At 53.5% G+C, this 25,418-nt stretch carries 23 protein-coding genes and 4 tRNA genes; 22 read left to right on the top strand and 5 right to left on the bottom strand.

The genetic code is table 11. The features are described from left to right. The first annotated feature begins 4 nt into the window (after positions 1-4). From wzzE to OGV77_RS06520, 16 genes are all read left to right on the top strand, one after another. Positions 5-1,051, top strand: a complete 1,047-nt coding sequence (gene wzzE / locus OGV77_RS06595) for an ECA polysaccharide chain length modulation protein (RefSeq protein WP_043018972.1) — start codon at positions 5-7, stop codon at positions 1,049-1,051. A 55-nt stretch (positions 1,052-1,106) separates the two neighbouring features. Beyond that, on the top strand, positions 1,107-2,237 hold the full coding sequence (gene wecB / locus OGV77_RS06590) for a non-hydrolyzing UDP-N-acetylglucosamine 2-epimerase (protein WP_043018973.1): 1,131 nt from the start codon (positions 1,107-1,109) through the stop codon (positions 2,235-2,237). After that, positions 2,234-3,496: a UDP-N-acetyl-D-mannosamine dehydrogenase gene (gene wecC, locus OGV77_RS06585; protein WP_043018974.1), complete on the top strand. Its 1,263-nt coding sequence runs from the start codon at positions 2,234-2,236 to the stop codon at positions 3,494-3,496. Before wecB ends, wecC begins: the two co-directional genes overlap by 4 nt. After that, positions 3,496-4,563: a dTDP-glucose 4,6-dehydratase gene (gene rffG / locus OGV77_RS06580; protein ID WP_043018975.1), complete on the top strand. Its 1,068-nt coding sequence runs from the start codon at positions 3,496-3,498 to the stop codon at positions 4,561-4,563. The genes wecC and rffG overlap by 1 nt, the downstream gene beginning before the upstream one ends. Before the next feature lie 33 nt (positions 4,564-4,596). Then, entirely contained in the window at positions 4,597-5,478 is an 882-nt protein-coding gene (rfbA, locus tag OGV77_RS06575; RefSeq protein ID WP_043018976.1) for a glucose-1-phosphate thymidylyltransferase RfbA, read from the top strand. Next, positions 5,456-6,133 carry a dTDP-4-amino-4,6-dideoxy-D-galactose acyltransferase gene (gene rffC / locus OGV77_RS06570; RefSeq protein ID WP_043018977.1) on the top strand — a complete coding sequence of 226 codons (678 nt, stop codon included), beginning with the start codon at positions 5,456-5,458 and terminating at the stop codon, positions 6,131-6,133. Before rfbA ends, rffC begins: the two co-directional genes overlap by 23 nt. A 4-nt stretch (positions 6,134-6,137) precedes the next feature. Then, positions 6,138-7,268: a dTDP-4-amino-4,6-dideoxygalactose transaminase gene (rffA, locus tag OGV77_RS06565; RefSeq protein WP_047413319.1), complete on the top strand. Its 1,131-nt coding sequence runs from the start codon at positions 6,138-6,140 to the stop codon at positions 7,266-7,268. 1 nt (position 7,269) lies between these two features. Beyond that, positions 7,270-8,520, top strand: coding sequence for a lipid III flippase WzxE (gene wzxE, locus OGV77_RS06560; RefSeq protein ID WP_043018978.1), 1,251 nt, complete (start codon positions 7,270-7,272; stop codon positions 8,518-8,520). Continuing rightward, entirely contained in the window at positions 8,517-9,596 is a 1,080-nt protein-coding gene (locus OGV77_RS06555; protein ID WP_043018979.1) for a TDP-N-acetylfucosamine:lipid II N-acetylfucosaminyltransferase, read from the top strand. Before wzxE ends, OGV77_RS06555 begins: the two co-directional genes overlap by 4 nt. Further along, positions 9,593-10,948, top strand: a complete 1,356-nt coding sequence (wzyE, locus tag OGV77_RS06550) for an ECA oligosaccharide polymerase (protein WP_043018980.1) — start codon at positions 9,593-9,595, stop codon at positions 10,946-10,948. Before OGV77_RS06555 ends, wzyE begins: the two co-directional genes overlap by 4 nt. Then, positions 10,948-11,688 (top strand): lipopolysaccharide N-acetylmannosaminouronosyltransferase, encoded by a 741-nt coding sequence (gene wecG, locus OGV77_RS06545; protein ID WP_047407609.1) that lies wholly within the window; start codon positions 10,948-10,950, stop codon positions 11,686-11,688. The genes wzyE and wecG overlap by 1 nt, the downstream gene beginning before the upstream one ends. A gap of 278 nt (positions 11,689-11,966) precedes the next feature. After that, entirely contained in the window at positions 11,967-13,352 is a 1,386-nt protein-coding gene (thrP, locus tag OGV77_RS06540) for a bifunctional threonine/serine APC transporter ThrP (RefSeq protein ID WP_043018982.1), read from the top strand. A 102-nt stretch (positions 13,353-13,454) separates the two neighbouring features. Continuing rightward, positions 13,455-13,531: transfer RNA gene (locus OGV77_RS06535), tRNA-Arg, on the top strand. Positions 13,532-13,587: 56 nt separating this feature from the next. Next, positions 13,588-13,663: transfer RNA gene (locus OGV77_RS06530), tRNA-His, on the top strand. 20 nt (positions 13,664-13,683) lie between these two features. Further along, a tRNA-Leu gene (locus OGV77_RS06525) sits at positions 13,684-13,769 on the top strand. Between the two features lie 41 nt (positions 13,770-13,810). Beyond that, a tRNA-Pro gene (locus tag OGV77_RS06520) sits at positions 13,811-13,887 on the top strand. Between the two features lie 545 nt (positions 13,888-14,432). On the opposite strand, the gene hemY is transcribed toward OGV77_RS06520, so the two are convergent. The 4 genes from hemY to hemC are packed head-to-tail and all read right to left on the bottom strand — an operon-like array spanning position 14,433 to position 18,495. Further along, positions 14,433-15,632, bottom strand: coding sequence for a protoheme IX biogenesis protein HemY (hemY, locus tag OGV77_RS06515; RefSeq protein ID WP_043018983.1), 1,200 nt, complete (start codon positions 15,630-15,632; stop codon positions 14,433-14,435). Positions 15,633-15,634: 2 nt separating this feature from the next. Then, positions 15,635-16,795 (bottom strand): uroporphyrinogen-III C-methyltransferase, encoded by a 1,161-nt coding sequence (gene hemX, locus OGV77_RS06510; RefSeq protein WP_087050442.1) that lies wholly within the window; start codon positions 16,793-16,795, stop codon positions 15,635-15,637. Positions 16,796-16,816: 21 nt separating this feature from the next. Next, complete coding sequence (gene hemD / locus OGV77_RS06505) at positions 16,817-17,557, bottom strand: uroporphyrinogen-III synthase (protein ID WP_043018985.1); 741 nt, start codon at positions 17,555-17,557, stop codon at positions 16,817-16,819. Beyond that, the gene (gene hemC, locus OGV77_RS06500) at positions 17,554-18,495 is read right to left on the bottom strand and encodes a hydroxymethylbilane synthase (RefSeq protein WP_043018986.1); all 942 of its coding nucleotides are present in this window, start codon (positions 18,493-18,495) and stop codon (positions 17,554-17,556) included. Before hemC ends, hemD begins: the two co-directional genes overlap by 4 nt. A gap of 395 nt (positions 18,496-18,890) precedes the next feature. Here hemC and cyaA point away from each other — a divergent pair, with 395 nt between their 5' ends. Beyond that, a complete protein-coding gene (cyaA, locus tag OGV77_RS06495; RefSeq protein ID WP_043018987.1) occupies positions 18,891-21,437 on the top strand; it encodes a class I adenylate cyclase in 2,547 nt (848 codons plus the stop codon). A 75-nt stretch (positions 21,438-21,512) separates the two neighbouring features. On the opposite strand, the gene cyaY is transcribed toward cyaA, so the two are convergent. After that, complete coding sequence (gene cyaY, locus OGV77_RS06490) at positions 21,513-21,833, bottom strand: iron donor protein CyaY (RefSeq protein WP_003828967.1); 321 nt, start codon at positions 21,831-21,833, stop codon at positions 21,513-21,515. Between the two features lie 138 nt (positions 21,834-21,971). Here cyaY and lptM point away from each other — a divergent pair, with 138 nt between their 5' ends. The 5 genes from lptM to yigB are packed head-to-tail and all read left to right on the top strand — an operon-like array spanning position 21,972 to position 25,367. Further along, on the top strand, positions 21,972-22,175 hold the full coding sequence (gene lptM, locus OGV77_RS06485; RefSeq protein ID WP_003017937.1) for an LPS translocon maturation chaperone LptM: 204 nt from the start codon (positions 21,972-21,974) through the stop codon (positions 22,173-22,175). A gap of 48 nt (positions 22,176-22,223) precedes the next feature. After that, positions 22,224-23,048: a diaminopimelate epimerase gene (gene dapF / locus OGV77_RS06480; protein ID WP_003017933.1), complete on the top strand. Its 825-nt coding sequence runs from the start codon at positions 22,224-22,226 to the stop codon at positions 23,046-23,048. Then, positions 23,045-23,752 carry a DUF484 domain-containing protein gene (locus OGV77_RS06475; protein ID WP_043018988.1) on the top strand — a complete coding sequence of 236 codons (708 nt, stop codon included), beginning with the start codon at positions 23,045-23,047 and terminating at the stop codon, positions 23,750-23,752. Before dapF ends, OGV77_RS06475 begins: the two co-directional genes overlap by 4 nt. Further along, the gene (gene xerC, locus OGV77_RS06470; protein ID WP_032945700.1) at positions 23,749-24,651 is read left to right on the top strand and encodes a tyrosine recombinase XerC; all 903 of its coding nucleotides are present in this window, start codon (positions 23,749-23,751) and stop codon (positions 24,649-24,651) included. The genes OGV77_RS06475 and xerC overlap by 4 nt, the downstream gene beginning before the upstream one ends. Beyond that, the gene (gene yigB / locus OGV77_RS06465) at positions 24,651-25,367 is read left to right on the top strand and encodes a 5-amino-6-(5-phospho-D-ribitylamino)uracil phosphatase YigB (RefSeq protein ID WP_087050441.1); all 717 of its coding nucleotides are present in this window, start codon (positions 24,651-24,653) and stop codon (positions 25,365-25,367) included. The genes xerC and yigB overlap by 1 nt, the downstream gene beginning before the upstream one ends. Positions 25,368-25,418 lie beyond the last annotated feature (51 nt).

Raw genomic sequence — 25,418 nt, 5'->3', positions numbered from 1 at the left:
TGCAATGAGACAACCATTACCGGGGGAAGACGCCGTGAGCGCTGAAAATGAACTGGATATCCGTGGGTTGTTTCGTACCTTGTGGGCAGGGAAGGTGTGGATCGTCGGTATGGCTCTCGCCTTCGCGATAGTGGCTCTCGCCTATACATTTTTTGCTCGTCAGGAGTGGAGTGCAACAGCGATTACTGACAGGCCAACGGTCAATATGTTGGGGGGGTTTTACTCTCAACAACAGTTTTTACGTAACCTGGATATAAAGGCCAGTCTCGCATCTGCCGACCAACCGTCGGTAATGGATGAAGCCTATAAAGAATTCATCATGCAGCTTGCTTCCTGGGATACACGCCGAGAATTCTGGCAGCAGACTGATTATTACAAGCAACGTATGGTCGGTAACAGCAAAGCCGATGCGGCGATGCTGGATGAACTGATCAATAACATTCAGTTTTTGCCTGGCGATGCGCTGCGTAACACCAATGACAGCGTGAAGCTGATTGCCGAGACGGCGCCGGATGCCAACAATCTGCTGCGCCAGTACGTGGCGTTTGCCAGCCAGCGCGCGGCACGTCATCTTAACGATGAGTTAAAAGGCGCATGGGCCGCACGCACGGTGCAAATGAAAGCGCAGGTTAAACGCCAGGAAGAAGTAGCAAAATCCATTTTCTCTCGCCGCGTCCACAGCATTGAACAAGCGCTTAAAATTGCCGAGCAGCATAATATTTCGCGTACTTCCACAGATGTTCCAGCTGATGAGTTGCCAGATTCAGAATTGTTCTTACTCGGACGTCCTATGTTGCAGGCTCGACTCGAGAATTTGCAGTCAATTGGTCCGGATTTCGATCTGGACTATTTTCAGAACAGAGCCATGCTGAACACCCTGAATGTCGGGCCAACTTTAGATCCCCGTTTTCAGACCTATCGTTATTTGAGGACGCCGGAAGAACCGGTAAAACGTGACAGCCCTCGTCGCGCCTTCCTGATGATTATGTGGGGTATTGTCGGGGCTCTGATCGGTGCTGGTGTCGCGTTAACCCGTCGCCGTCCGATTTAGCAATGCCGTTGCAGTGAGGGGCTGGGCCCTCGCTGCCAATCCGAAGAGAATCGATGTGAAAGTACTGACTGTATTTGGCACGCGACCGGAGGCCATTAAGATGGCTCCTCTGGTTCATGCGCTGGAAAAAGATCCTGATTTTGAGGCGAAAGTTTGCGTCACGGCGCAGCATCGGGAGATGCTCGATCAGGTGTTGAATCTCTTTTCCATTGTACCTGACTACGATCTCAATATTATGCAGCCAGGTCAGGGATTAACCGAAATAACCTGCCGCATTCTGGAAGGGTTAAAGCCAATTCTGGCTGATTTTAAACCTGATGTAGTGTTGGTTCATGGTGATACCACAACCACCATTGCCGCCAGTCTGGCCGCGTTCTATCAGCGCATACCGGTGGGGCATGTAGAGGCTGGTTTACGTACAGGTGACCTCTTTTCACCATGGCCGGAAGAGGCGAACCGCACGCTGACCGGGCGTCTGGCGATGTATCATTTTGCCCCGACAGAAAATTCGCGCCAAAATCTGTTGCGGGAAGCTATTCCTGACGATCGTATTTTCGTCACGGGTAATACGGTTATTGATGCGTTGATCTGGGTTCGGGATCGTGTACTGGGCAATGAGACGCTGCGTGCGGAGCTGGCTGAGCGTTATCCTTTCCTGGATGCTGATAAAAAGATGATCCTCGTTACCGGTCACCGTCGGGAAAGCTTTGGTCGCGGTTTTGAGCAAATCTGCCATGCCCTGGCGGAGATAGCCGCATCTAACCAGAATGTGCAGATTGTCTATCCGGTACACCTGAACCCTAACGTCAGCGAGCCGGTCAATCGCATCCTGGGTCACGTTGAAAACGTGGTTTTAATCGAACCGCAGGACTACCTGCCATTCGTCTGGCTTATGAATCACGCCTGGCTGATCCTTACCGATTCCGGCGGGATTCAGGAAGAAGCGCCGTCTCTGGGAAAACCCGTGCTGGTAATGCGTGAGACAACGGAGCGCCCGGAAGCGATAACCGCAGGAACTGTGCGTCTGGTGGGGACTGACCCGCAGCGTATTGTCGAAGAAGTCACGCGTTTGCTGCAAGACGACGATGAATATCAGACCATGAGCCGTGCCCATAATCCGTATGGTGACGGGCAGGCATGTGACCGCATTTTACACGCGTTAAAAAATAATCGGATATCGCTATGAGTTTTACGACCATTTCTGTCATTGGGCTGGGTTATATCGGACTGCCAACGGCGGCTGCCTTTGCTTCCCGTCAAAAACATGTGATTGGCGTAGATGTAAACCAGCATGCGGTGGATACCATTAATCGCGGTGAAATTCACATCGTTGAGCCCGATCTGGGTGCGGTGGTGAAAACGGCGGTCGAAGATGGATTTCTGCGTGCAACCACGACACCCGTAGACGCTGATGCGTATCTGATTGCGGTACCTACCCCGTTCAAGGGAGATCATGAACCCGATATGGTCTATGTAGAAGCCGCGGCTAAATCTATTGCGCCAGTACTGAAAAAAGGTGCGTTGGTGATTCTGGAATCCACTTCACCTGTCGGGGCAACTGAACAGATGGCCGCATGGCTGGCTGAAATGCGTCCTGACCTGACTTTTCCGCAGCAGGTCGGTGAACAAGCAGATATTAACATTGCTTATTGCCCAGAGCGCGTGCTGCCGGGCCAGGTAATGGTCGAACTGATTAAAAATGACCGCGTAATTGGTGGAATGACCTCCGTCTGTTCCGCGCGGGCCAGTGAGCTGTACAACATCTTTCTCGAAGGTGAATGTGTGGTAACCAACGCCCGCACCGCCGAAATGTGTAAGCTGACGGAAAATAGCTTCCGCGACGTTAATATTGCTTTCGCCAATGAACTGTCGCTGATTTGCGCCGACCAGGGGATCAACGTCTGGGAGCTTATTCGCCTGGCAAACCGCCATCCGCGCGTGAATATTTTGCAACCCGGCCCCGGCGTGGGTGGACACTGTATCGCGGTCGATCCGTGGTTTATCGTGGCGCAGAATCCGCAGCAGGCGAAACTGATCCGTACCGCGCGTGAGGTAAACGATGGTAAGCCTCATTGGGTGGTCGATCGGGTGAAGGCTGCCGTAGCTGACTGTCTGGCGGAGACCAATAAACGGGCCAGCGAAGTGAAAATTGCCTGTTTCGGTCTGGCATTCAAACCTAATATTGATGATTTGCGTGAAAGCCCGGCGATGGGAATTGCGCAAAACATCGCGCAATGGCACAAAGGCGAAACGCTGGTGGTGGAACCGAACATCCATCAACTGCCGAAAAAACTGGATGGTCTTTGCCAACTGGCGGCGCTGGACGATGCGTTGGCAAGTGCCGATGTGTTGGTCATGCTGGTTGACCATAATGAATTTAAAGCCATCAAAGGCGATGAGGTTCAACAGCAGTACATCGTTGATACCAAAGGGGTTTGGCGATAATGAAACGAATTCTTGTTACTGGCGGAGCGGGATTTATCGGCTCGGCGGTTGTGCGGCATATCATTCATGATACCGAGGATGCGGTGGTTGTGGTCGATAAGCTGACCTACGCCGGAAACCTGATGTCGCTGGAGCCAGTTGCGCAGAATGACCGTTTTGCCTTTGAGAAAGTGGATATTTGCGATCGGGCATCGCTCGACAGGGTGTTTCAACACTATCAGCCGGACTGCGTGATGCATCTGGCTGCTGAAAGCCATGTCGATCGCTCAATCGACGGTCCGGCTGCCTTTATCGAAACCAACATTGTGGGAACCTACACGCTGTTGGAAGCGGCGCGTGCTTACTGGAACGCATTGGCCAGCGAGAAAAAATTGGCGTTTCGTTTCCACCATATTTCGACTGACGAGGTATATGGCGATCTCCATTCCATAGATGATTTCTTCACCGAAACCACGCCGTATGCGCCAAGCAGCCCTTATTCCGCATCGAAAGCCAGCAGCGATCATCTTGTCCGCGCCTGGCTGCGTACCTACGGTCTGCCAACGCTGATTACCAATTGTTCTAACAACTATGGTCCGTACCATTTCCCGGAAAAACTGATTCCGCTGATGATCCTCAACGCACTGGCGGGGAAACCGTTGCCGGTGTACGGCAATGGTCAACAGATCCGTGACTGGTTGTATGTAGAAGATCACGCGAGGGCGCTCTATTGCGTGGCGACGGCGGGCGTGGTTGGAGAAACCTATAATATTGGTGGTCATAACGAGCGTAAAAACCTGGATGTTGTCGAAACAGTTTGCAGCCTGCTGGAAGAGCTGGCGCCGCATAAACCGCAGGGCATTGCACAGTACCGCGATTTGATCGCTTTTGTGGACGATCGCCCTGGCCATGATTTGCGTTACGCCATTGACGCTTCAAAAATTGCGCGTGAACTAGGTTGGATGCCGCAGGAAACGTTTGAAAGCGGAATGCGCAAAACCGTGCAGTGGTATCTGGATAATCAGGCATGGTGGAAACCCGTGCAGGACGGCAGTTACCAGGGCGAACGTTTAGGTCTGAAGGGCTAACAGCCTGGTTTTGGCTCCCGGAGGAGACAACGCATGAAAGGTATCATTCTGGCGGGTGGCTCAGGTACTCGCCTGTATCCCATTACGCGTGGCGTATCGAAGCAGCTATTGCCCATTTACGATAAGCCGATGATTTACTACCCGCTATCAGTACTAATGCTGGCGGGAATTCGCGAAATCCTGATTATCACTACACCGGAAGATAAAGGCTATTTCCAGCGTCTGCTGGGTGATGGGTCTGAGTTCGGCATTGAACTGCACTATGCTGAGCAGCCGAGCCCGGATGGATTAGCGCAGGCTTTTATTATCGGTGAAACGTTTCTCAACGGTGAACCATCGTGCCTGGTGCTAGGGGACAACATCTTCTTTGGTCAGGGATTCAGTCCAAAACTGCGTCATGTCGCTGCCAGAACGCAAGGCGCGACGGTGTTTGGTTATCAGGTAATGGACCCTGAGCGATTTGGTGTGGTTGAGTTTGATGACAATTTTCGCGCAGTCTCTCTGGAAGAGAAGCCGAAAGTACCAAAGTCCAACTGGGCGGTGACCGGGCTCTATTTCTATGACAGCAAAGTGGTGGAATACGCAAAACGCGTGAAACCTTCTGAGCGTGGGGAGCTGGAGATTACGTCTATCAACCAAATGTATCTTGATGACGGACATCTGACGGTCGAATTGCTTGGGCGTGGCTTTGCCTGGCTGGATACCGGTACGCATGACAGTTTGATCGAAGCGAGCACGTTTGTGCAGACGGTGGAGAAACGTCAGGGCTTTAAAATAGCCTGTCTGGAAGAAATCGCCTGGCGTAACGGCTGGCTGGATGACGAAGGCGTGAAGCGTGCCGCCAGTTCGCTGGCCAAAACGGGTTATGGTCAATATCTGCTGGAGCTGCTCCGTGCTCGTCCGCGCCAGTATTGAACCGCTTAGCTGGGAAAATACGTTCTTTGGCGTCAATAGCGCCATTGTCCGTTTTGACCAACGCGCGCCGGTTCTGACCACGGATGCATTGCTGCCCTGGTCGCGGGTACAGGCAAAAATACCTGCCGGTAATACCCTGGAATTAGACGCCCTGCAGCAGTTGGGCTTTTCACTGGTCGAAGGTGAAGTGGATTTTGTACTGCCGGTAACGTGTGCCAGTGGCGACCCCGGCGCGCAGGTCGCGCAATCTTCGGATATCCCTGCATTACGCTATCTGGCAGGACAGGCGTTTGCGCTAAGTCGTTTTCGCGCGCCGTGGTATGCCGCTGATGCCAGCGCGCGTTTTTACGCGCAGTGGATTGAAAATGCAGTACTGGGCACGTTTGACCATCAGTGTCTCGTTTTTCGTACGCCTACAGGGGAGATTCGTGGCTATGTCTCGCTGCGTGAACTGAATGCGACCGAGGCGAGAATTGGCCTGCTGGCCGGGCGTGGCGCGGGTGCAGAACTGATGCAGGCGGCGCTTTGCTGGGCACAGGCTCGCGGAAAAACAACATTGCGTGTGGCGACCCAAATGGGCAACACCGCCGCGCTTAAACGTTACATACACAGTGGTGCGAATGTGGAAAGCACCGCGTATTGGTTATACAGGTGACATGATGATTCCATTTAACGCACCGCCGGTGGTGGGAACTGAACTCGATTACATGCAGTCCGCAATGAACAGCGGCAAACTGTGTGGTGACGGTGGCTTTACCCGCCGCTGTCAGCAGTGGCTGGAGCAGCATTTTGGCAGCGAGAAAGTGCTGCTGACGCCGTCCTGCACCGCATCGCTTGAGATGGCGGCATTGCTGCTGGATATCCAGCCTGGCGATGAAGTTATTATGCCGAGCTACACGTTTGTTTCCACGGCTAATGCCTTCGTTCTGCGCGGCGCGAAAATTGTCTTTGTTGATCTCCGCCCGGATACCATGAATATTGACGAAACGTTGATTGAAGCGGCGATCACCGACAAAACCCGCGTTATTGTGCCGGTACATTACGCGGGCGTGGCCTGTGAAATGGATACCATTATGGCGCTGGCCGATAAACATAACCTGTATGTGGTGGAAGATGCGGCTCAGGGCGTCATGTCGACTTACAAAGGTCGTGCGCTGGGGACGATTGGCCACATCGGCTGCTTTAGCTTTCATGAGACCAAAAACTACACCGCAGGCGGTGAGGGCGGCGCGACGCTGATTAATGATAAAAAATTAGTCGAACGTGCGGAGATCATCCGTGAAAAAGGGACGAATCGCAGTCAGTTTTTTCGCGGGCAGGTCGATAAGTATACCTGGCGTGATATCGGCTCCAGCTATCTGATGTCCGATCTGCAGGCCGCTTATCTGTGGGCGCAGCTGGAAGCAGCGGACCGTATTAACCAGCAGCGTCTGGCACTGTGGCAAAAGTATTACGATGCCCTCGAGCCGCTGGCGCGCGCCGGGCGCATTGATCTGCCTTCTGTTCCGGAAAACTGCGTGCAGAATGCCCATATGTTTTACATCAAGCTGCGTGATATCGACGATCGCACTGCGTTGATTAACTTCCTGAAAGAAGCTGAAATTATGGCGGTATTCCACTATATCCCGCTGCATGATTGCCCGGCTGGCGATAAATTTGGCGTGTTCTCCGGTGTTGATCGTTACACCACCAAAGAGAGCGAGCGCCTGCTGCGTTTACCGCTGTTCTACAATCTGTCGCCGGTGAACCAACGTACCGTCATTACGACCTTACTCAACTATTTCGCCTAATATGTCGCTTGCAAAAGCGTCCTTATGGACGGCGGCCAGTACGCTGGTAAAAATCGGTGCAGGTTTGCTGGTCGTGAAGCTCCTGGCGGTGTCGTTTGGCCCGGCAGGCGTGGGGCAGGCGGGTAACTTCCGCCAGATGGTCACCGTGCTTGGCGTGTTGGCGGGAGCCGGCATTTTCAATGGCGTCACGAAATACGTTGCGCAGCATCATGACGATCCGAGCCGGCTCCGTAAGGTGGTCGGTACATCTTCCGCGATGGTGCTGGGATTCTCTACGCTGATGGCGGTGATTTTCCTGCTGGCGGCCGCGCCTATCAGTCAGGGGTTATTTGGTCATACACATTACCAGGGGCTGGTTAGGCTGGTTGCGCTGGTGCAGATGGGTATTGCCTGGGCGAACCTGCTGCTGGCACTGATGAAGGGCTTCCGCGATGCGGCGGGTAACGCGCTGTCGTTGATTGTGGGGAGCCTGGTGGGCGTGGCGGCTTATTATGGCTGTTATCGCCTGGGAGGATATGAAGGCGCCTTGCTGGGTCTGGCACTGGTACCTGCGCTGGTTGTTATCCCTGCCGCTATTATGCTGGTTAAGCGCGGGGCGATCCCCCTGCATTATCTGAAGCCCTCGTGGGACAATGGTCTGGCAGGACAGTTGAGCAAGTTTACGCTGATGGCGTTGATAACTTCCGTAACGCTGCCTGTGGCATACGTGATGATGCGAAATCTGCTGGCGGCGCAGTATAGCTGGGATGATGTGGGGATCTGGCAGGGAGTGAGCAGTATTTCAGATGCTTATCTGCAATTTATCACCGCCTCATTCAGCGTTTACTTGCTGCCAACGTTGTCGCGTTTGACCGAAAAGCGCGACATTACACGCGAGGTGATCAAGTCGTTAAAGTTTGTGTTACCGGCGGTTGCCGCCGCGAGCTTTACCGTCTGGCTCCTGCGCGATTTTGCGATCTGGCTGCTTTTCTCCGTTAAATTTACCGCCATGCGCGACCTGTTCGCATGGCAACTGGTCGGCGATGTGCTGAAAGTCGGCGCCTACGTTTTTGGTTATCTGGTAATCGCGAAAGCGTCACTGCGGTTTTATATTTTGGCTGAAATTAGCCAGTTCGTATTGTTGACGGCGTTTGCCCATTGGCTGATCCCTGTACACGGCGCGTTGGGCGCGGCGCAGGCTTACATGGCAACGTACATTGTCTATTTTTCTCTTTGTTGTGGCGTGTTTTTACTCTGGCGTAGGCGGGCATGACTGTACTGATTCACGTTCTGGGATCGGATATCCCTCACCATAACCAAACCGTGCTGCGGTTTTTCAACGACTCGCTGGCCGCAACGAGCGAGCACGCACGCACGTTTATGGTTGCAGGCCAGGATACGGGGTTCAGTGAGAGCTGCCCGGCATTATCGCTGAGTTTCTACGACGGGAAAAAGGCGTTGGCTGAAGCGGTTATTGCGAAGGCGAAAGCGGATCGCCAACAGCGATTTTTCTTCCACGGTCAGTTCAACATCAGCTTGTGGTTAGCGTTGCTGAGTGGGGGGATTAAATCAGAGCAGTTTTACTGGCATATCTGGGGGGCGGATTTATATGAAGTCTCCAGTGGACTGAAATTCCGCCTGTTTTACCCGATTCGGCGTATGGCGCAGAATCGCGTGGGATGCGTGTTTGCCACGCGGGGTGATCTACACTATTTCGCCGAACAACACCCGCGTGTGCGTGGTGAGTTGCTCTATTTCCCAACGCGGATGGATCCGTCGCTCAATAATATGAGCAGTGAGTGCCCACGCAGCGGCAAGATGACGGTGCTGGTTGGTAACTCTGGCGATCGTAGTAATGAGCATGTAGCCGCGCTACGCGCCGTGCATCAGCAGTTCGGCGACACGGTGAATGTGATCGTGCCGATGGGTTATCCTGCCAATAATACCGCCTATATCGACGAGGTTCGCCAGGCGGGCCTGGCATTGTTTAGCGCTGATAATCTGCAAATTTTAAGCGAAAAGTTGGAATTTGATGCCTATCTGGCATTATTGCGTCAGTGTGATTTGGGTTACTTTATTTTTGCCCGCCAGCAAGGGATCGGAACCCTGTGTTTGCTGATCCAGGCAGGTATTCCGTGCGTGCTCAACCGAGAAAATCCCTTCTGGCAGGATATGGTGGAACAGAATCTCCCGGTATTATTTACCACTGATGAACTCAATGAAGGCGTTGTACGCGAAGCGCAGCGCCAGTTAGCATCGGTAGATAAAAATACAATCACCTTTTTTAGCCCGAATTATCTGCAGCCATGGCATAACGCGCTGCGCGTTGCTTCAGGAGAAATCGTATGAGCCTGATGCAATTCAGCGGTCTGCTGGTGGTCTGGCTGCTCTCCACCTTGTTTATCGCCACGCTGACCTGGTTTGAATTCCGTCGCGTGCGCTTTAACTTCAATGTTTTCTTCTCGTTGCTGTTTTTGCTGACGTTTTTCTTTGGGTTCCCGCTGACCAGCATCCTGGTGTTCCGCTTTGATGTGGCAGTCGCTCCGCCGGAGATCCTGCTGCAGGCTCTGCTATCAGCTGCCTGTTTCTATGCCGTCTACTACGTGACGTATAAAACGCGTCTGCGCAAGCGAGTAGAGAATAAGCCGCGCAGGCCGCTGTTTACCATCAATCGTGTTGAAGCCCATTTGACCTGGATTATCCTGATGGCGATTGCGCTGGTGAGCGTGGGCATCTTCTTTATGCACAACGGGTTCCTGTTGTTCAGACTGCAATCCTATAGCCAGATTTTTTCCAGTGAAGTCTCTGGGGTCGCTTTGAAGCGTTTCTTCTACTTCTTCATTCCGGCAATGCTGGTGGTCTATTTCCTGCGTCAGGACAGCAAAGCGTGGTTGTTCTTCCTGGTGAGCACCGTCGCGTTTGGTTTACTGACCTATATGATTGTGGGCGGAACTCGCGCCAATATCATTATCGCGTTTGCCATTTTCCTGTTTATCGGCATCATTCGCGGCTGGATTTCACTGTGGATGCTGGCCGCCGCGGGCGTACTGGGTATCATCGGGATGTTCTGGCTGGCGCTGAAGCGCTACGGGATGAACGTGAGCGGTGACGAGGCGTTCTATACTTTCCTGTATCTCACGCGTGACACCTTCTCGCCGTGGGAGAATCTGGCGCTGTTGCTGCAGAACTACAACAATATTGAGTTCCAGGGGCTGGCGCCGATTGTCCGTGACTTCTACGTCTTTATCCCCTCCTGGCTGTGGCCAGGGCGGCCGAGTATTGTACTCAATTCAGCGAATTACTTTACCTGGGAAGTGTTGAACAACCACTCGGGTCTGGCGATCTCGCCGACGTTAATTGGCTCGCTGGTGGTGATGGGCGGGGCGTTTTTTATACCGTTAGGCGCGATTGTCGTCGGGTTAATCATCAAATGGTTTGATTGGCTGTATGAATTAGGTAACCGAGAAACTAATCGCTATAAGTCGGCGATTTTGCACAGTTTCTGTTTCGGTGCCATTTTTAATATGATCGTTTTGGCACGTGAAGGGTTAGATTCGTTTGTCTCACGAGTGGTCTTTTTCCTCGTGATTTTCGGTGTCTGTCTGCTGGTGGCAAAATTGTTATTCTGGCTGTTTGATAGCGCGGGACTCATTCATAAACGAATAAAGTCGGTGCCCCGGACACAGGTTGAAGGATCGTAATGACGGATAATAATACTGCGCCGCTGTATTCGCTGCGTGGATTACAACTGATTGGCTGGCGTGATATGCAGCATGCGCTGAATTACCTGTTTGCAGAGGGGCATCTCAGACGGGGAACGCTGGTGGCTATTAATGCTGAGAAAATGCTGACAGCGGAGGATAACCCAGAGATCCGCACACTGATTGATGCTGCTGAATTTAAATATGCAGATGGAATTAGCGTTGTGCGCTCCTTGGGTAAAAAATACCCGCAGGCGCAGGTATCACGCGTGGCGGGGGCCGATCTTTGGGAAGCGCTGATGGCGCGAGCCGGGCAGGAAGGAACGCCTGTTTTCCTGATTGGCGGCAAGCCTGAAGTTCTGGCGCAAACTGAAGCCAAACTACGTGCTCAGTGGCGCGTGAACATTGTGGGTAGCCAGGACGGTTATTTTACGCCGGAGCAGCGTCAGGCGTTATTTGAGCGTATCCACGCCAGCGGCGCGCAATTTGTGACGGTGGCGATGGGCTCGCCGAAACAAGAGATCTTTATGCGTGATTGCCGGAAGATTCATCCCGACGCACTGTATATGGGCGTCGGGGGGACCTACGACGTCTTTACCGGTCATGTGAAGCGTGCGCCTAAAATCTGGCAAAATCTGGGGCTGGAGTGGCTGTATCGCTTACTGTCACAGCCAAGCCGTATCTCTCGTCAACTTCGCTTATTACGCTACCTCCGCTGGCACTATACCGGCAACCTCTGACGTCCTCTCTCCTCTGATAAGTAGCGTTATCTGCTAATTACGCTACTTATTCACAACATTATCGCTGCTTTCTCGCACAATCTATTTATTTTTTGAATGCTTTAATTGCCATTTAAGCGATTTTAGGAAACCATTCGCAACAATCATTGCAGTGCCGCGGTGTTTTTAGCGCCAACCGTTATGCGGTCGGTGCCGTATGGCCTGTGATGGAATAACAAGATGTACCCATAACGAGAACCGGTAGTACCGGACAATATGCAAACACAACAAGAGGATTTATGGCCGAGAACAAACCTGAGCTTCAGCGTGGGCTGGAGGCTCGTCACATCGAATTAATTGCCCTTGGGGGCACTATTGGCGTTGGGCTGTTTATGGGGGCCGCCAGTACCCTGAAATGGGCGGGGCCTTCGGTCTTGCTGGCGTATATCGTCGCCGGGCTGTTCGTCTTTTTCATTATGCGTTCTATGGGAGAGATGTTGTTCCTCGAGCCGGTTGCCGGTTCATTCGCTGTTTACGCCCATCGTTATATGAGCCCCTTCTTTGGCTATCTCACCGCCTGGTCATACTGGTTTATGTGGATGGCGGTGGGGATATCAGAGATTACCGCCATCGGGGTGTACGTTCAGTTCTGGTTCCCGGAGATGGCACAATGGATACCCGCACTGATTGCTGTCGGACTGGTTGCGTTGGCAAACCTCGCCGCAGTTCGTCTGTATGGTGAAATTGAGTTCTGGTTTGCCATGATCAAAGTGACCACTATCATTGTGATGATCGTCATTGGATTAGGGGTGATTTTTTTCGGCTTTGGCAACGGTGGTCAGGCAATCGGCTTTGGCAACCTGACCGAGCACGGCGGCTTCTTTGCCGGCGGCTGGAAGGGCTTCCTGACGGCATTGTGTATTGTTGTGGCGTCTTACCAGGGCGTAGAGCTGATCGGTATTACTGCGGGTGAAGCGAAGAATCCACAGGTCACTCTGCGAAGCGCGGTGGGTAAAGTACTGTGGCGTATCCTGATTTTCTACGTTGGCGCGATTTTTGTTATCGTCACTATTTTCCCGTGGAATGAGATTGGCAGCAACGGTAGTCCGTTCGTTCTGACCTTTGCCAAAATTGGTATCACCGCCGCAGCGGGGATTATTAACTTTGTGGTGCTGACGGCGGCGCTATCTGGCTGTAACAGCGGCATGTACAGCTGTGGGCGGATGCTCTACGCGTTGGCAAAGAATCGCCAGCTTCCTGCCGTTGTTGGAAAAGTATCTCGTCATGGCGTACCGGTTGCTGGTGTGGCTATTTCTATCGCGATCCTGCTGATTGGTTCGTGCCTGAACTACATCATTCCCAACCCGCAGCGTGTGTTCGTGTATGTTTATAGCGCCAGCGTGCTGCCGGGGATGGTGCCGTGGTTTGTGATCCTGATAAGCCAGCTGCGTTTCCGTCAGGCGCATAAAGCGGCGATCGCCAGTCATCCTTTCCGCTCGATTTTGTTCCCGTGGGCGAATTATTTGACGATGGCGTTCCTGATTTGCGTACTAATCGGCATGTATTTTAATGAAGATACCCGAATGTCGCTGTTTGTTGGCATTATCTTCTTACTGGCCGTGACGCTCATTTATAAGGTTTTTGGTCTGAATCGTCATGGTGCAGCCCATAAATTGCGGGAATAAGCGACAAAACGCACAAACCATGACCAAACGATAATTTATTTTAAAAAAGCACTAGACAGAAGACCGAGACCTCCGTAATATCCAGCCCCGCAACGGCGCTAAGCGCCCGTAGCTCAGCTGGATAGAGCGCTGCCCTCCGGAGGCAGAGGTCTCAGGTTCGAATCCTGTCGGGCGCACCATTAAGTTAGGTGCCGGAGCTGCGGTGGTTTTAATACCGCGTAAAAGATTTGCAGTGGTGGCTATAGCTCAGTTGGTAGAGCCCTGGATTGTGATTCCAGTTGTCGTGGGTTCGAATCCCATTAGCCACCCCATTAATTTAAAGTTGTGAAATGCGAAGGTGGCGGAATTGGTAGACGCGCTAGCTTCAGGTGTTAGTGTCCTTAGGATGTGGGGGTTCGAGTCCCCCCCCTCGCACCACGACTTAAAGAATTGAACTAAAAATTCAAAAAGCAGTAAAACGGCGAGTAGCGCAGCTTGGTAGCGCAACTGGTTTGGGACCAGTGGGTCGGAGGTTCGAATCCTCTCTCGCCGACCAATTTTGAACCCCGCTTCGGCGGGGTTTTTTGTTTTCTGATTTCCCCTTCTCAGCCTTTATTCCCGCGAATTACCTGATGTCTTAAAAAGTCCGGATCCATGGTTTTTGCAGTGCAATCGTGGCATGCCTTGTGCAATAATATGCAGGTAGATGCTCATTCCATCTCTTATGTTCGCCATCTGGCCTCATAAACTCAGGAATGATGCAGAGCCGTTTACGGTGCTTATCGTCCACAGACAGATGTCGCATCTTATATGCTAAATCATTCATGATGTGTCGAGACGGCCAGCATGGGAATCCCCCGGAGCTTACAAAGGTAAGTGACAGGGGTGAGCGTGTGCAGCCAACGAAGAGACAGCGTGAAGGATGAAGCATATAGCCTCATCAAACACCATGGACATAACGTTGAGTGAAGCACCCATTTATGTTGTCATACAGACCTGTTTAACGCCTGCTCCAAAAGAGCGGGCGTTTTTTTATGCATCTTGAATGATTTTGTGTATACGATTGCCCGGCAAGCGAAAGCGCCACCGGGCATTCAGGAGTTACTGCGGGGAGTTGTTGTTCTGCAGCGTCAACATCAGGCCATCACGACGCATGGTGGCGGCTTCTTCCGGCTGATGCAGTCTGTCCAGCGCGTCAGCAAGCCAGGCGTAGTCATAGGCATCCGGGCGCTGCTTGAGGGCTGCACGGAAGGCGAGCGTGGCTTCCTGCCATTCGCCGTGCTTCATTAGCGACTGACCCAGCGTGCTCCACAGCAACGGGCGATCGCCGACGGCTTTAATCTGCTGGCGCAGCACTTTTTCTATCTGTTCCGGGTTATTGGTTTTCAGACGCGGGATCGGCAGCACCAGGCGGTCGTCATACTGGCGTTTCAGACCATCAATGATGACCTGCTGCGCCGTATCGTGATCGTCACACTCAATCAGATGTTCAGCCATCGCCACCTGCAGGGCGACCTGGTGACGGGTTTTACGGTTCTGGTTTTTCCACCATGCGCGTAGCCCTTCGCTGCCCTGATCGGCGCGAACCTGATCCATCAGACCAACCCATGCCTGTTGTTCCAGCATAGCGCGGTGCTCGTCATCACCCACGCGCGCTTTCGCCATGGATGGAATGATATCCAGTAGCGAACTCCATGCGCCGGTACGAATGTAGGCCTGTTCAGCCAGACGCAGCACTTCCGGATGACGTGGCGTCACTTCCAGCAGTTTATCAACGCTGTGGCGCGCGGCGTGATTTTCATTACGCGCCAGCTGTAGGCGAACGCGAGCGATTTCTACCGGGATCGTATCATTTCCAGCCAGTTCAGCAGCACGCTCAAGGTGTTGGTTGGCGCGAGCTTCGTCACCGCGCTGCTGAGCCGCTTCTGCCGCCAGCAGGTAATTCACTACCGGCTGTTCTGCGTGATCGGCGTTTTTCGACATCAGCTTTTCAACCTGCTGATAATCGCCTTCTGCCAGCTTGAGCAGCGCCTGCTCGGTTTGCTTACGGGCGCGACGACGCTTCCGACCGACAAACCATCCGCGGGTATGCGCGCCTGTGCGGAAAATTCGGCGCAGTAGCCATTCAATCGCGAACAGGACGACCATGGCGACGATCAGGATGATCACCAGGCCCGTCACGCTGGTTTCAATATTGTAATTATCCGTCTGGATCAGCACGTAGCCCTGATGACCGGCAATCATCGGACCGACAACGATCCCGGCGATCAACAGCACAAAGAGCAATAATACTTTTAGCATCATTATTCTCCTTGCGGCGCAGTTGCCGGAGCGTCTGCTGCAGGTGCAGGTGCTGTGGCGGGTTGTGCCAGTAAATTACGTACGCGGGTCTGCATTAACTTGTCGAGAAGAGCCTGGCTTTGCAGCGTATCCGGTACGTCCATGCTGATGCTTTGTTGGCTCAGCTGGTCTACTTCTTCCAGGAAAGCTTTCGTTGCTGCATCGTCAGTGTCGTAGTAGGCGCGCACCCAGGTGGAGACGTTTTCCAGCGCCTGGCGATATGTTTCTTCCTGATGACGTGGCACGGCCTGGGCGGCTACTAACAAGCGGGAACGGATGTTTTCCCGTAAGTACACGTCCTGGTTTGGTGCCAGCAGCGGGACGGCGGTTTCATCACGACGGCGAACGGTGATAAAGCTGTCCATAAAGTTCTGCCAGCTTTTTTGCAGATTGACGCGCCATTCGCTGATCGAGCTGGAAAGCTCGCTGCTGTCGGAATCCATCGGCGAATCGTCGGTGTCGTTGTCGGCCAGACGCAGGTTATCGATCTGGTTAGATAGCTGATTCACTTTCAGGATAATGCCGTCATAGTCGACCTGAGTCACCGCGGAGAGGCTCGCGATATCGTCGGTAATCGCGCGACGGGCGGCGATCAGGCTCGGATCGTTCATATCCGCAAGGCTGGCGTCAGCGCTTTTCAGCAGCGCTGCGGCGGTAGTAACGTCCTGATCGCTCCATAATTTGCGACCGGCCAGTTTCACCAGAAAATCAGCCTGCGCCAGTAGCCATGTCCCGGCATCGCTGCCGGAGATAGTGGCGACCTTTTGCTGGACTTCGTCAAGCTGTTTGACCAGCGCGGCCTGCTGGCGTGTGGCTTCATCCAACTGCGTTGCCTGCTGTTTAATGATGCCTTCCAGCTCAGCTTTTTGACTCTCTTGCGCTTTTTGCAGCGCCGTCAGCTGGTTCGCCAGCGCATCGCTGGTTGCCGTCTGCGTTGTTGCCTGCTGTTTCCCCCAGCCATACAGCCCAACGCCTGCTGCCAGAGCAATAGCAATCGCCACAGCGCTCAGAATCAGCGCCGTGCTGCTCTTACTCTTTTTTTCAGTATTGACTGGCTGTGACGTGGTTTCCACGGCCTCCCTGGTCTCTTCAACCACGGCGGAGGATTTTTCTTGTTCCGTCATTATGGCATCCCATTATGAGAGTTATTGTAATGCGCGTAGTAGCGCATCGTTGTCGGCGTTATCAGCGACCTTAATATCTTGCCAGCCCAGTTCCCGGGCGAGGTGCGCCAGACGCTCACTGACGACCAGCAGCCGACAGCGTAGTAACCAGTGCTCACGATACCACTGCGGAATGAGCGACCAGAGCTGTTGTAGCATCTCTCCACTGGTAACAACCACCGTGGTCACGCCACGAGATTGCCAGCGCATCGCTTCTTCTGCACCATCGTAATATTTTGCACTGCGTTGATAACATTCACAAAAATCGACATCAGCTCCGCGTGCTGTTAGGGTTTCACCTATCAGCTCACGGCCACCGTTGCCGCGTAATATAAGCGCGCGTTTTCCCGCAATATTTTGTAATTCAGGTAATTGTAGCAAGACTTCGCTAATTTCCCGATCCAGAGGGTAGTGAATATTGAAACCGCTAACGGTGTGCAGCGCCAGCGCCGTTGTGCGGCCAATGGCAAAATAACCCGGAAGTGAGGGCCAGCTTTTCCTCTGCTGCTGAAGCTCAGCATCTGCAAAGGTAACGGCATGCTGCGAAAGGGCGAAGACCAGATCGTTCTCCGTCAGCGCTGACAGTCGGGAAGCAAGCGTTGCCAGTTCCCGACCCGGTGAAAACTCGATGAGCGGAAAACTCCAGGCCACCTGCCCCAGTGCGCGCAGACGGCTCACTAACTCTTCCCCTGCGGGAGACGGGCGGGTGACCAGAATACTCATGCGGGGGCTTCTCCGTTGTAAACTTCAGCCAGAATGGCGCGTGCACCGTTCTCCAGTAGCTCTTCAGCCAGAGAGATGCCCATTTGTTCAGCAGTCTGCGCCGCACCGCGACGCTCTCCGCATACCATCTGCGAACCGTCAGGCGCGCCGACCAGCGCCCGCAGCCAAATCTCACCGTCGATGAGTTCCGCATAACTGCCGATCGGGACCTGACAGCCCCCTTCCAGGCGGGTGTTCATCGCGCGTTCGGCTTTAACGCGTAGGGCGGTCTCTTCATGATTGAGCGGCGCTAACAGCGCCTGAGTGCGCATATCATCCAGTCGGCATTCTATGCCTACTGCGCCTTGCCCGACAGCGGGCAGGGAGACTTCCGGCGGCAGAGCGGTACGGACTCGCGACTCAAGACCTAAACGTTTTAGTCCGGCGACCGCCAGAATAATAGCGTCATAATCGCCGTTATCCAGTTTGCCGAGACGGGTGCCTACGTTGCCGCGCAGCGAACGGATGACGAGATCCGGGCGTCGCTTTGCCAACTGGCACTGGCGACGCAAACTGGATGTCCCGACGATGCTGCCCGCGGGGAGTTCATCCAGCGTGTTGTACTTATTTGAGACGAAAGCATCACGCGGATCCTCTCGCTCGCAAATGGTCACCAGTCCAAGGCCGTCAGGGAATTCAACCGGCACATCCTTCATGGAATGCACGGCGATATCGGCGCGTTTTTCCAGCAGTGCGACTTCCAGCTCTTTAACAAACAACCCTTTCCCTCCAACCTTCGCCAGCGGGGTATCAAGGATCACATCGCCACGGGTTACCATAGGAACCAGTTCCACGATCAGACCGGGGTGGTTTGCCATTAAGGCGTCTTTGACATAATGTGCCTGCCAGAGCGCAAGGGGGCTTTGGCGTGTGGCAATTCTCAAAACATTGTCTAACATGCTTGTTACCGTCATTATCAATCATTGACCATCCTAACATCCTTATCAAAGGGATGTCAGCGTTACGCTCAAACGTAAGTGAGAGGAAAAAGGCGCTGCATCATCACTGGCAGTGAATAATGACGAGAAACCTCCCGACCGTATGAAGGAATTTACACGTAACGAACGGTGCTACACTTGTATGTAGCGCATCTTTCTTTACGGTCAATGAGCAAGGTGTTAAATTGATCACGTTTTAGACCATTTTTTCGGCTGTACAGCATAAAAAAATATGGCCGAAAAACAGGTAACGGTTATTTTTGACATACGGTTTATCCGAATTGATGACGATTATTGTGCGCGCTTGCGCCGCAGCAATCGCCAACATGACGGGTAGCAACATCAGGCGATACGTCTTGTACCTCTATATTGAGACTCTGAAACAGAGACTGGATGCCATAAATCAACTGCGTGTGGATCGCGCGCTTGCTGCCATGGGACCTGCCTTCCAGCAGGTATACAGTCTGCTGCCGACATTATTGCACTACCACCATCCGCTGATGCCGGGTTACCTCGATGGTAACGTTCCCAAAGGCATATGTCTTTACACGCCTGATGAAACCCAACGCCACTACCTGAACGAACTGGAACTGTACCGCGGTATGTCGCCGCAGGATCCTCCCAAAGGCGAGCTGCCGATCACCGGCGTTTACTCAATGGGCAGCACCTCTTCGGTAGGGCAAAGCTGTTCCTCTGACCTTGATATCTGGGTCTGCCATCAATCCTGGCTGGATAGCGAAGAGCGCCAGTTGCTGCAGCGTAAATGTAGCCTGCTCGAAAGCTGGGCCGCCTCGCTGGGCGTGGAAGTCAGCTTCTTCCTGATTGATGAAAACCGTTTCCGTCACAATGAAAGCGGCAGTCTCGGTGGCGAAGACTGTGGCTCGACGCAACATATCCTGTTGCTTGATGAATTCTATCGCACCGCTGTGCGCCTCGCGGGTAAACGTATTCTGTGGAATATGGTGCCGGGAGATGAAGAAGAGCATTACGACGATTACGTCATGACGCTCTACGCACAGGGGGTGTTAACGCCAAATGAATGGCTGGATCTCGGCGGACTCAGTTCGCTCTCCGCCGAAGAGTACTTTGGCGCCAGCCTGTGGCAGCTGTACAAGAGTATCGACTCCCCGTACAAAGCGGTGCTGAAAACGCTGCTGCTGGAAGCCTATTCCTGGGAATACCCCAATCCGCGCCTGTTGGCGAAAGATATAAAACAGCGCCTGCACGATGGCGAGATCGTCTCTTTTGGTCTCGACCCTTACTGCATGATGCTGGAGCGCGTGACCGAGTACCTCACGGCCATTGAAGACCCGACGCGCCTGGATTTAGTGCGTCGATGTTTCTACTTAAAAGTGTGTGAGAAACTGAGCCGCGAGCGCGCCTGCGTGGGTTGGCGTCGTGAAGTATTAAGTCAGTTAGTGAATGAGTGGGGCTGGGATGACGCGCGTCTGACTATGCTGGATAACCGCGCTAACTGGAAGATTGACCAGGTACGCGAAGCGCATAACGAACTGCTCGATGCGATGATGCAGAGCTATCGTAATCTGATCCGCTTTGCGCGGCGCAATAACCTCAGCGTCAGCGCCAGTCCGCAGGATATCGGCGTGCTGACCCGTAAGCTGTATGCCGCCTTTGAAGCGTTGCCGGGTAAAGTTACGCTGGTGAACCCACAGATATCTCCGGATCTCTCGGAACCGAATCTGACCTTTATCCATGTGCCGCCGGGTCGTGCCAACCGTTCGGGTTGGTATCTCTATAACCGCGCGCCTAACATGGACTCGATCATCAGCCATCAGCCGCTGGAATATAACCGCTATCTCAATAAGCTGGTGGCGTGGGCCTGGTTCAACGGCCTGCTGACCTCGCGTACGCATTTGTTTATTAAGGGTAACGGCATTGTTGATTTGCCGAAGTTGCAGGAAATGGTCGCCGACGTGTCGCACCACTTCCCGTTGCGACTGCCCGCGCCAACGCCGAAAGCGCTCTATAGCCCATGCGAAATTCGCCATCTGGCGATTATCGTTAACCTTGAATATGACCCGACGGCGGCGTTTCGCAATCAGGTGGTGCATTTTGATTTCCGTAAGCTGGACGTCTTCAGCTTTGGCGAAGAACAAAATTGCCTGGTGGGTAGCGTCGACCTGCTGTACCGCAACTCGTGGAATGAAGTGCGTACCCTGCACTTCAACGGCGAGCAGGCGATGATTGAAGCGTTAAAAACGATTCTGGGCAAAATGCACCAGGATGCCGCGCCGCCGGATAGCGTTGAGGTCTTCTGCTATAGCCAGCATCTGCGCGGTTTAATTCGCACCCGTGTGCAGCAACTGGTGTCTGAGTGTATCGAATTACGCCTCTCCAGCACTCGTCAGGAAACCGGACGCTTCAAAGCGCTGCGCGTTTCCGGGCAGACGTGGGGACTGTTCTTCGAGCGCCTGAACGTTTCGGTACAGAAGCTGGAAAACGCGATTGAATTCTATGGCGCGATTTCACATAACAAACTGCACGGGCTTTCCGTTCAGGTTGAGACTAACCATGTGAAACTGCCGTCGGTGGTAGACGGTTTTGCCAGCGAAGGGATTATTCAGTTCTTTTTCGAAGAAACGGGTGATGAGCAGGGCTTTAATATCTACATTCTGGACGAGAGTAATCGGGCCGAGGTGTATCACCACTGCGAAGGTAGCAAAGAGGAACTGGTACGCGATGTCAGCCGTTTCTACTCATCATCGCACGATCGCTTTACCTACGGCTCCAGCTTCATCAACTTTAACTTGCCGCAGTTCTATCAGATTGTGAAAACAGACGGGCGCGCGCAGGTAATCCCGTTCCGTACCCAGCCAATTAGCGCCGTTCCGCCAGTCAGTCAGGACAGCGAAACGCCGCTGTTACAGCAGTATTTCTCGTGAGTTAACTTGCCCGGATGCGCGACGCTTACCGGGCCAAAGTAGGCCGGATAAGCGAAGCGCATCCGGCACTAAAACTTAACGGAAACTTACCTCTTCACCCGCCTGCTGCGTTGCCGCCTGTTCCAGCAGATCCCAGAACGTTTCGCCGCTACGGTCGCAGATCCACTCGTCGCCTTTCAGGTCAAAGTGGTAGCCGCCCTGTTTGGTCGCCAGCCACACCTGGTGCAGCGGCTCCTGACGGTTAATAATAATTTTGCTGCCGTTTTCGAAGCTGATGGTCAGCACGCCGCCGTTGATTTCACAATCGATATCGCTGTCGCCATCCCAGTCGTCCAGACGCTCTTCAATGGTCATCCACAGGGTGTCAGCAAGGCGATGAAATTCACTGTCGTTCATTTTCTTATCCTGTTTTTCGTGATGACGGCAGTATAACCTGAAACAAAACGCGTTGCAGATTACAGGCTAACTCTTGCTTTTACGCCTTCTCCTGCGATGATAGAAAACAGAAAGCATGAACTTTACAGGCAACCGATAATGAAAAACGTGTTAAAGCCACTCGCTGTCATTTTTACTCTGTTCAGCCTGACGGGCTGTGGGCTAAAAGGCCCGCTCTATTTTCCGCCAGCAGATAAAACCGCGCCGCCTCCGACCAAGAGCGTTCAGCCGCAATCGCAATCCACCACGCCTGAGAAAAACGATCGTGGGATTAGCGACGGACCTTCTCAGGTGAATTACTGACGGCAGGAATAGAGTTACATTTCTGTACCCGCGTGAACGGAGTGAATGATGCAATTCTCTAAAATGCATGGCCTTGGCAACGATTTTATGGTCGTCGACGCGGTAACGCAGAATGTTTTTTTCTCACCAGAGCTGATTCGCCGCCTGGCCGACAGGCATCTCGGCGTTGGATTTGATCAACTGCTGGTGGTTGAACCTCCGTACGATCCGGAGCTGGATTTCCACTACCGTATTTTTAATGCTGACGGCAGTGAAGTGTCACAGTGTGGCAATGGCGCCCGTTGTTTTGCCCGCTTTGTTCGCCTGAAAGGGCTGACCAATAAGCGTGATATCCGCGTCAGTACCGCGAATGGTCGTATGGTATTAACCGTAACCGACGACGAGCTGGTGCGGGTGAATATGGGTGAACCCAACTTTGAACCCTCGCAGGTTCCGTTTCGCGCCAACAAAGCAGAGAAGACCTATATTATGCGCGCGGCTGAACAGACAGTATTGTGCGGCGTGGTTTCAATGGGGAATCCGCACTGCGTGATTCAGGTTGATGATGTAGATACGGCCACGGTAGAAACCCTGGGACCGGTTCTGGAAAGCCACGAACGCTTCCCTGAACGCGCTAACATCGGGTTTATGCAGGTGGTAAAACGCGAGCATATCCGGCTGCGCGTCTATGAGCGCGGCGCGGGTGAAACGCAGGCCTGCGGCAGCGGTGCGTGCGCCGCCGTTGCGGTCGGTATCCAGCAGGGGCTGCTGGCAGAAGAAGTAAGGGTGGAATTGCCGGGCGGTCGACTTGATATCGCCTGGAAAGGTCCGGGTCATCCGCTGTATATGACTGGCCCGGCGGCACATGTCTACGACGGATTTATTCACTTATGAAGCAACCAGGGGAAGAACTACAGGAAACGCTCATGGAGCTGGACGACCGGGCGGTCGTCGATTACCTGCAACGTAATCCTGAGTTTTTTATCCGTAATGCCCAGGCCGTTGAAGCGATGCGTGTTCCGCACCCGGTGCGGGGCACGATTTCTTTAGTAGAATGGCATATGGCGCGGGCGCGTAATCATATTAACGTGCTGGAAGAGAACATGGCGCTGTTGATGGAACAAGCCAACGCCAATGAAAGCCTGTTCTATCGTCTGCTAAATCTGCAAGGACGGCTGGTGTCGGCCAGCAGTCTTGACGACATGCTGATGCGATTTCATCGCTGGGCGCGTGAGTTAGGCCTGGCCGGGGCGACGGTTCGTCTGTTCCCGGATCGCTGGCGACTTGGCGCACCATCAAAATTCACCCATCTGGCATTAAGCCGTCAGGCCTTTGAACCGTTGCGTATCCAGCGTTTGGGCCAGTCTCGGCATTATCTTGGGCCGCTCAATGGTCCGGAACTGTTGGTCATGATGCCGGAGGCGAAAGCGATAGGCTCGGTGGCGATGTCGATGCTCGGGCAAGATGGATCCCTGGGCGTGATGCTGTTCAGTAGCCGTGACGTTAATCATTACCAGCAGGGGCAAGGTACGCAATTACTGCAGGAAATCTCGCTGATGTTGCCGGAACTGCTGGAGCGCTGGATTGAACGCGTATGACCGATTCACCCCTTTCTCAGGATGTGGCGCGCTTTTTGCGCTATCTGGGCGTTGAGCGCCAGCTTAGCCCGATCACATTGCTTAATTATCAGCGTCAGCTTGATGCCATCATTGCGTTAGCCGGAGAAACCGGTCTGCAAAGCTGGCAACAATGTGACGCTGCGATGGTACGCAGTTTTGCCGTGCGCAGCCGTCGTAAAGGGCTGGGGCCAGCGAGTCTGGCGCTGCGCCTCTCCGCGTTGCGCAGTTTCTTCGACTGGCTGGTTAATCAGGGCGAACTGAAAGCCAATCCGGCAAAAAGCGTTTCCGCGCCGAAAGCGCCGCGTCATCTGCCTAAAAATATCGATGTCGACGACGTTAATCGTCTGCTGGATATCGATCTCAACGACCCTCTTGCCGTGCGTGATCGGGCAATGCTGGAAGTAATGTACGGCGCGGGGCTGCGTTTATCTGAACTGGTTGGGCTGGATATTAAACATCTCGATCTCGACACCGGCGAAGTGTGGGTGATGGGCAAAGGCAGTAAAGAGCGGCGTCTGCCAATTGGCCGCAATGCGGTGGCGTGGATTGAGCATTGGCTGGATCTGCGCGGGCTATTTGGCAGCGATGACGATGCGCTATTTTTGTCAAAACTGGGCAAACGTATCTCGGCGCGCAACGTGCAGAAACGCTTTGCGGAATGGGGTATCAAGCAGGGGCTGAACAGCCACGTACATCCCCACAAATTACGCCACTCCTTTGCGACGCATATGCTGGAGTCGAGCGGCGATCTGCGCGGAGTGCAGGAGTTATTGGGTCATGCCAATCTCTCCACGACTCAAATCTATACCCATCTTGATTTTCAACACCTGGCTTCAGTGTACGATGCGGCGCATCCGCGCGCCAAACGGGGGAAATAATGCGTTTTTACCGGCCTTTGGGGCGCATATCTGCGCTCACCTTTGACCTTGATGACACCCTTTACGATAACCGTCCCGTTATCACTCGCACCGAGCAGGAAGCGCTCGCGTTTGTACAGAATTACCATCCGGCGTTGAATTCGCTGCAAAATAGCGACCTACAGCGCCTACGTCAGGCTGTTCGCGACGCCGAGCCGGAAATCTACCACGATGTTACCCAATGGCGTCACCGTGCCGTAGAGCGCGCTATGCTGGAGGCGGGGTTGTCAGAGGCAGAAGCCAAAATGGGGGCGAATGCGGCGATGATGAATTTTGCCAAATGGCGTAGCCGTATTGATGTCCCGCAGTCAACGCATGACACGTTGAAGGCGCTGGCCCGCAAATGGCCGCTGGTGGCGATCACCAACGGTAATGCGCAGCCGGAACTGTTTGGCCTGGGCGATTATTTTGAGTTTGTGCTGCGCGCCGGTCCCGACGGGCGCTCAAAACCGTTCAGCGACATGTACGCGCTGGCGGCGGAAAAACTGAAAATGCCCGTAGAGGAAATCCTGCACGTGGGCGACGACCTGACGACTGACGTGGCGGGGGCCATCCGTTGCGGTATGCAGGCCTGCTGGATCAAACCGGAAAATGCCGACCTGATGCAAACCGCAGACAGCCGTTTGCTGCCGCATATCGAAATTTCACAGTTGGCATCTCTGACCTCGCTGATATAATCACCAGCAGAACTCTGTATATATACCCAGCTTTTTGGCGGATGGCGCTAC

The sequence above is a fragment of the Citrobacter sp. Ce129 genome, assembly GCF_030334545.1.
Classification (GTDB): Bacteria; Pseudomonadota; Gammaproteobacteria; order Enterobacterales; family Enterobacteriaceae; genus Citrobacter; species Citrobacter europaeus.
Note: the sequence above shows the minus strand (reverse complement) of the source record. Positions and strands in the feature narration are given on the sequence as shown.

Bases quoted from the DNA above. Each gene is read 5' to 3' on its own strand.
- wzzE (WP_043018972.1), top strand. From the start codon at position 5: ATGAGACAACCATTACCGGGGGAAGACGCCGTGAGCGCTGAAAATGAA.
- wecC (WP_043018974.1), top strand. From the start codon at position 2,234: ATGAGTTTTACGACCATTTCTGTCATTGGGCTGGGTTATATCGGACTG.
- rffG (WP_043018975.1), top strand. From the start codon at position 3,496: ATGAAACGAATTCTTGTTACTGGCGGAGCGGGATTTATCGGCTCGGCG.
- rfbA (WP_043018976.1), top strand. From the start codon at position 4,597: ATGAAAGGTATCATTCTGGCGGGTGGCTCAGGTACTCGCCTGTATCCC.
- rffA (WP_047413319.1), top strand. From the start codon at position 6,138: ATGATTCCATTTAACGCACCGCCGGTGGTGGGAACTGAACTCGATTAC.
- wzxE (WP_043018978.1), top strand. From the start codon at position 7,270: ATGTCGCTTGCAAAAGCGTCCTTATGGACGGCGGCCAGTACGCTGGTA.
- OGV77_RS06555 (WP_043018979.1), top strand. From the start codon at position 8,517: ATGACTGTACTGATTCACGTTCTGGGATCGGATATCCCTCACCATAAC.
- wzyE (WP_043018980.1), top strand. From the start codon at position 9,593: ATGAGCCTGATGCAATTCAGCGGTCTGCTGGTGGTCTGGCTGCTCTCC.
- wecG (WP_047407609.1), top strand. From the start codon at position 10,948: ATGACGGATAATAATACTGCGCCGCTGTATTCGCTGCGTGGATTACAA.
- thrP (WP_043018982.1), top strand. From the start codon at position 11,967: ATGGCCGAGAACAAACCTGAGCTTCAGCGTGGGCTGGAGGCTCGTCAC.
- hemY (WP_043018983.1), bottom strand. From the start codon at position 15,632: ATGCTAAAAGTATTATTGCTCTTTGTGCTGTTGATCGCCGGGATCGTT.
- hemX (WP_087050442.1), bottom strand. From the start codon at position 16,795: ATGACGGAACAAGAAAAATCCTCCGCCGTGGTTGAAGAGACCAGGGAG.
- hemD (WP_043018985.1), bottom strand. From the start codon at position 17,557: ATGAGTATTCTGGTCACCCGCCCGTCTCCCGCAGGGGAAGAGTTAGTG.
- hemC (WP_043018986.1), bottom strand. From the start codon at position 18,495: ATGTTAGACAATGTTTTGAGAATTGCCACACGCCAAAGCCCCCTTGCG.
- cyaY (WP_003828967.1), bottom strand. From the start codon at position 21,833: ATGAACGACAGTGAATTTCATCGCCTTGCTGACACCCTGTGGATGACC.
- lptM (WP_003017937.1), top strand. From the start codon at position 21,972: ATGAAAAACGTGTTAAAGCCACTCGCTGTCATTTTTACTCTGTTCAGC.
- dapF (WP_003017933.1), top strand. From the start codon at position 22,224: ATGCAATTCTCTAAAATGCATGGCCTTGGCAACGATTTTATGGTCGTC.
- OGV77_RS06475 (WP_043018988.1), top strand. From the start codon at position 23,045: ATGAAGCAACCAGGGGAAGAACTACAGGAAACGCTCATGGAGCTGGAC.
- xerC (WP_032945700.1), top strand. From the start codon at position 23,749: ATGACCGATTCACCCCTTTCTCAGGATGTGGCGCGCTTTTTGCGCTAT.
- yigB (WP_087050441.1), top strand. From the start codon at position 24,651: ATGCGTTTTTACCGGCCTTTGGGGCGCATATCTGCGCTCACCTTTGAC.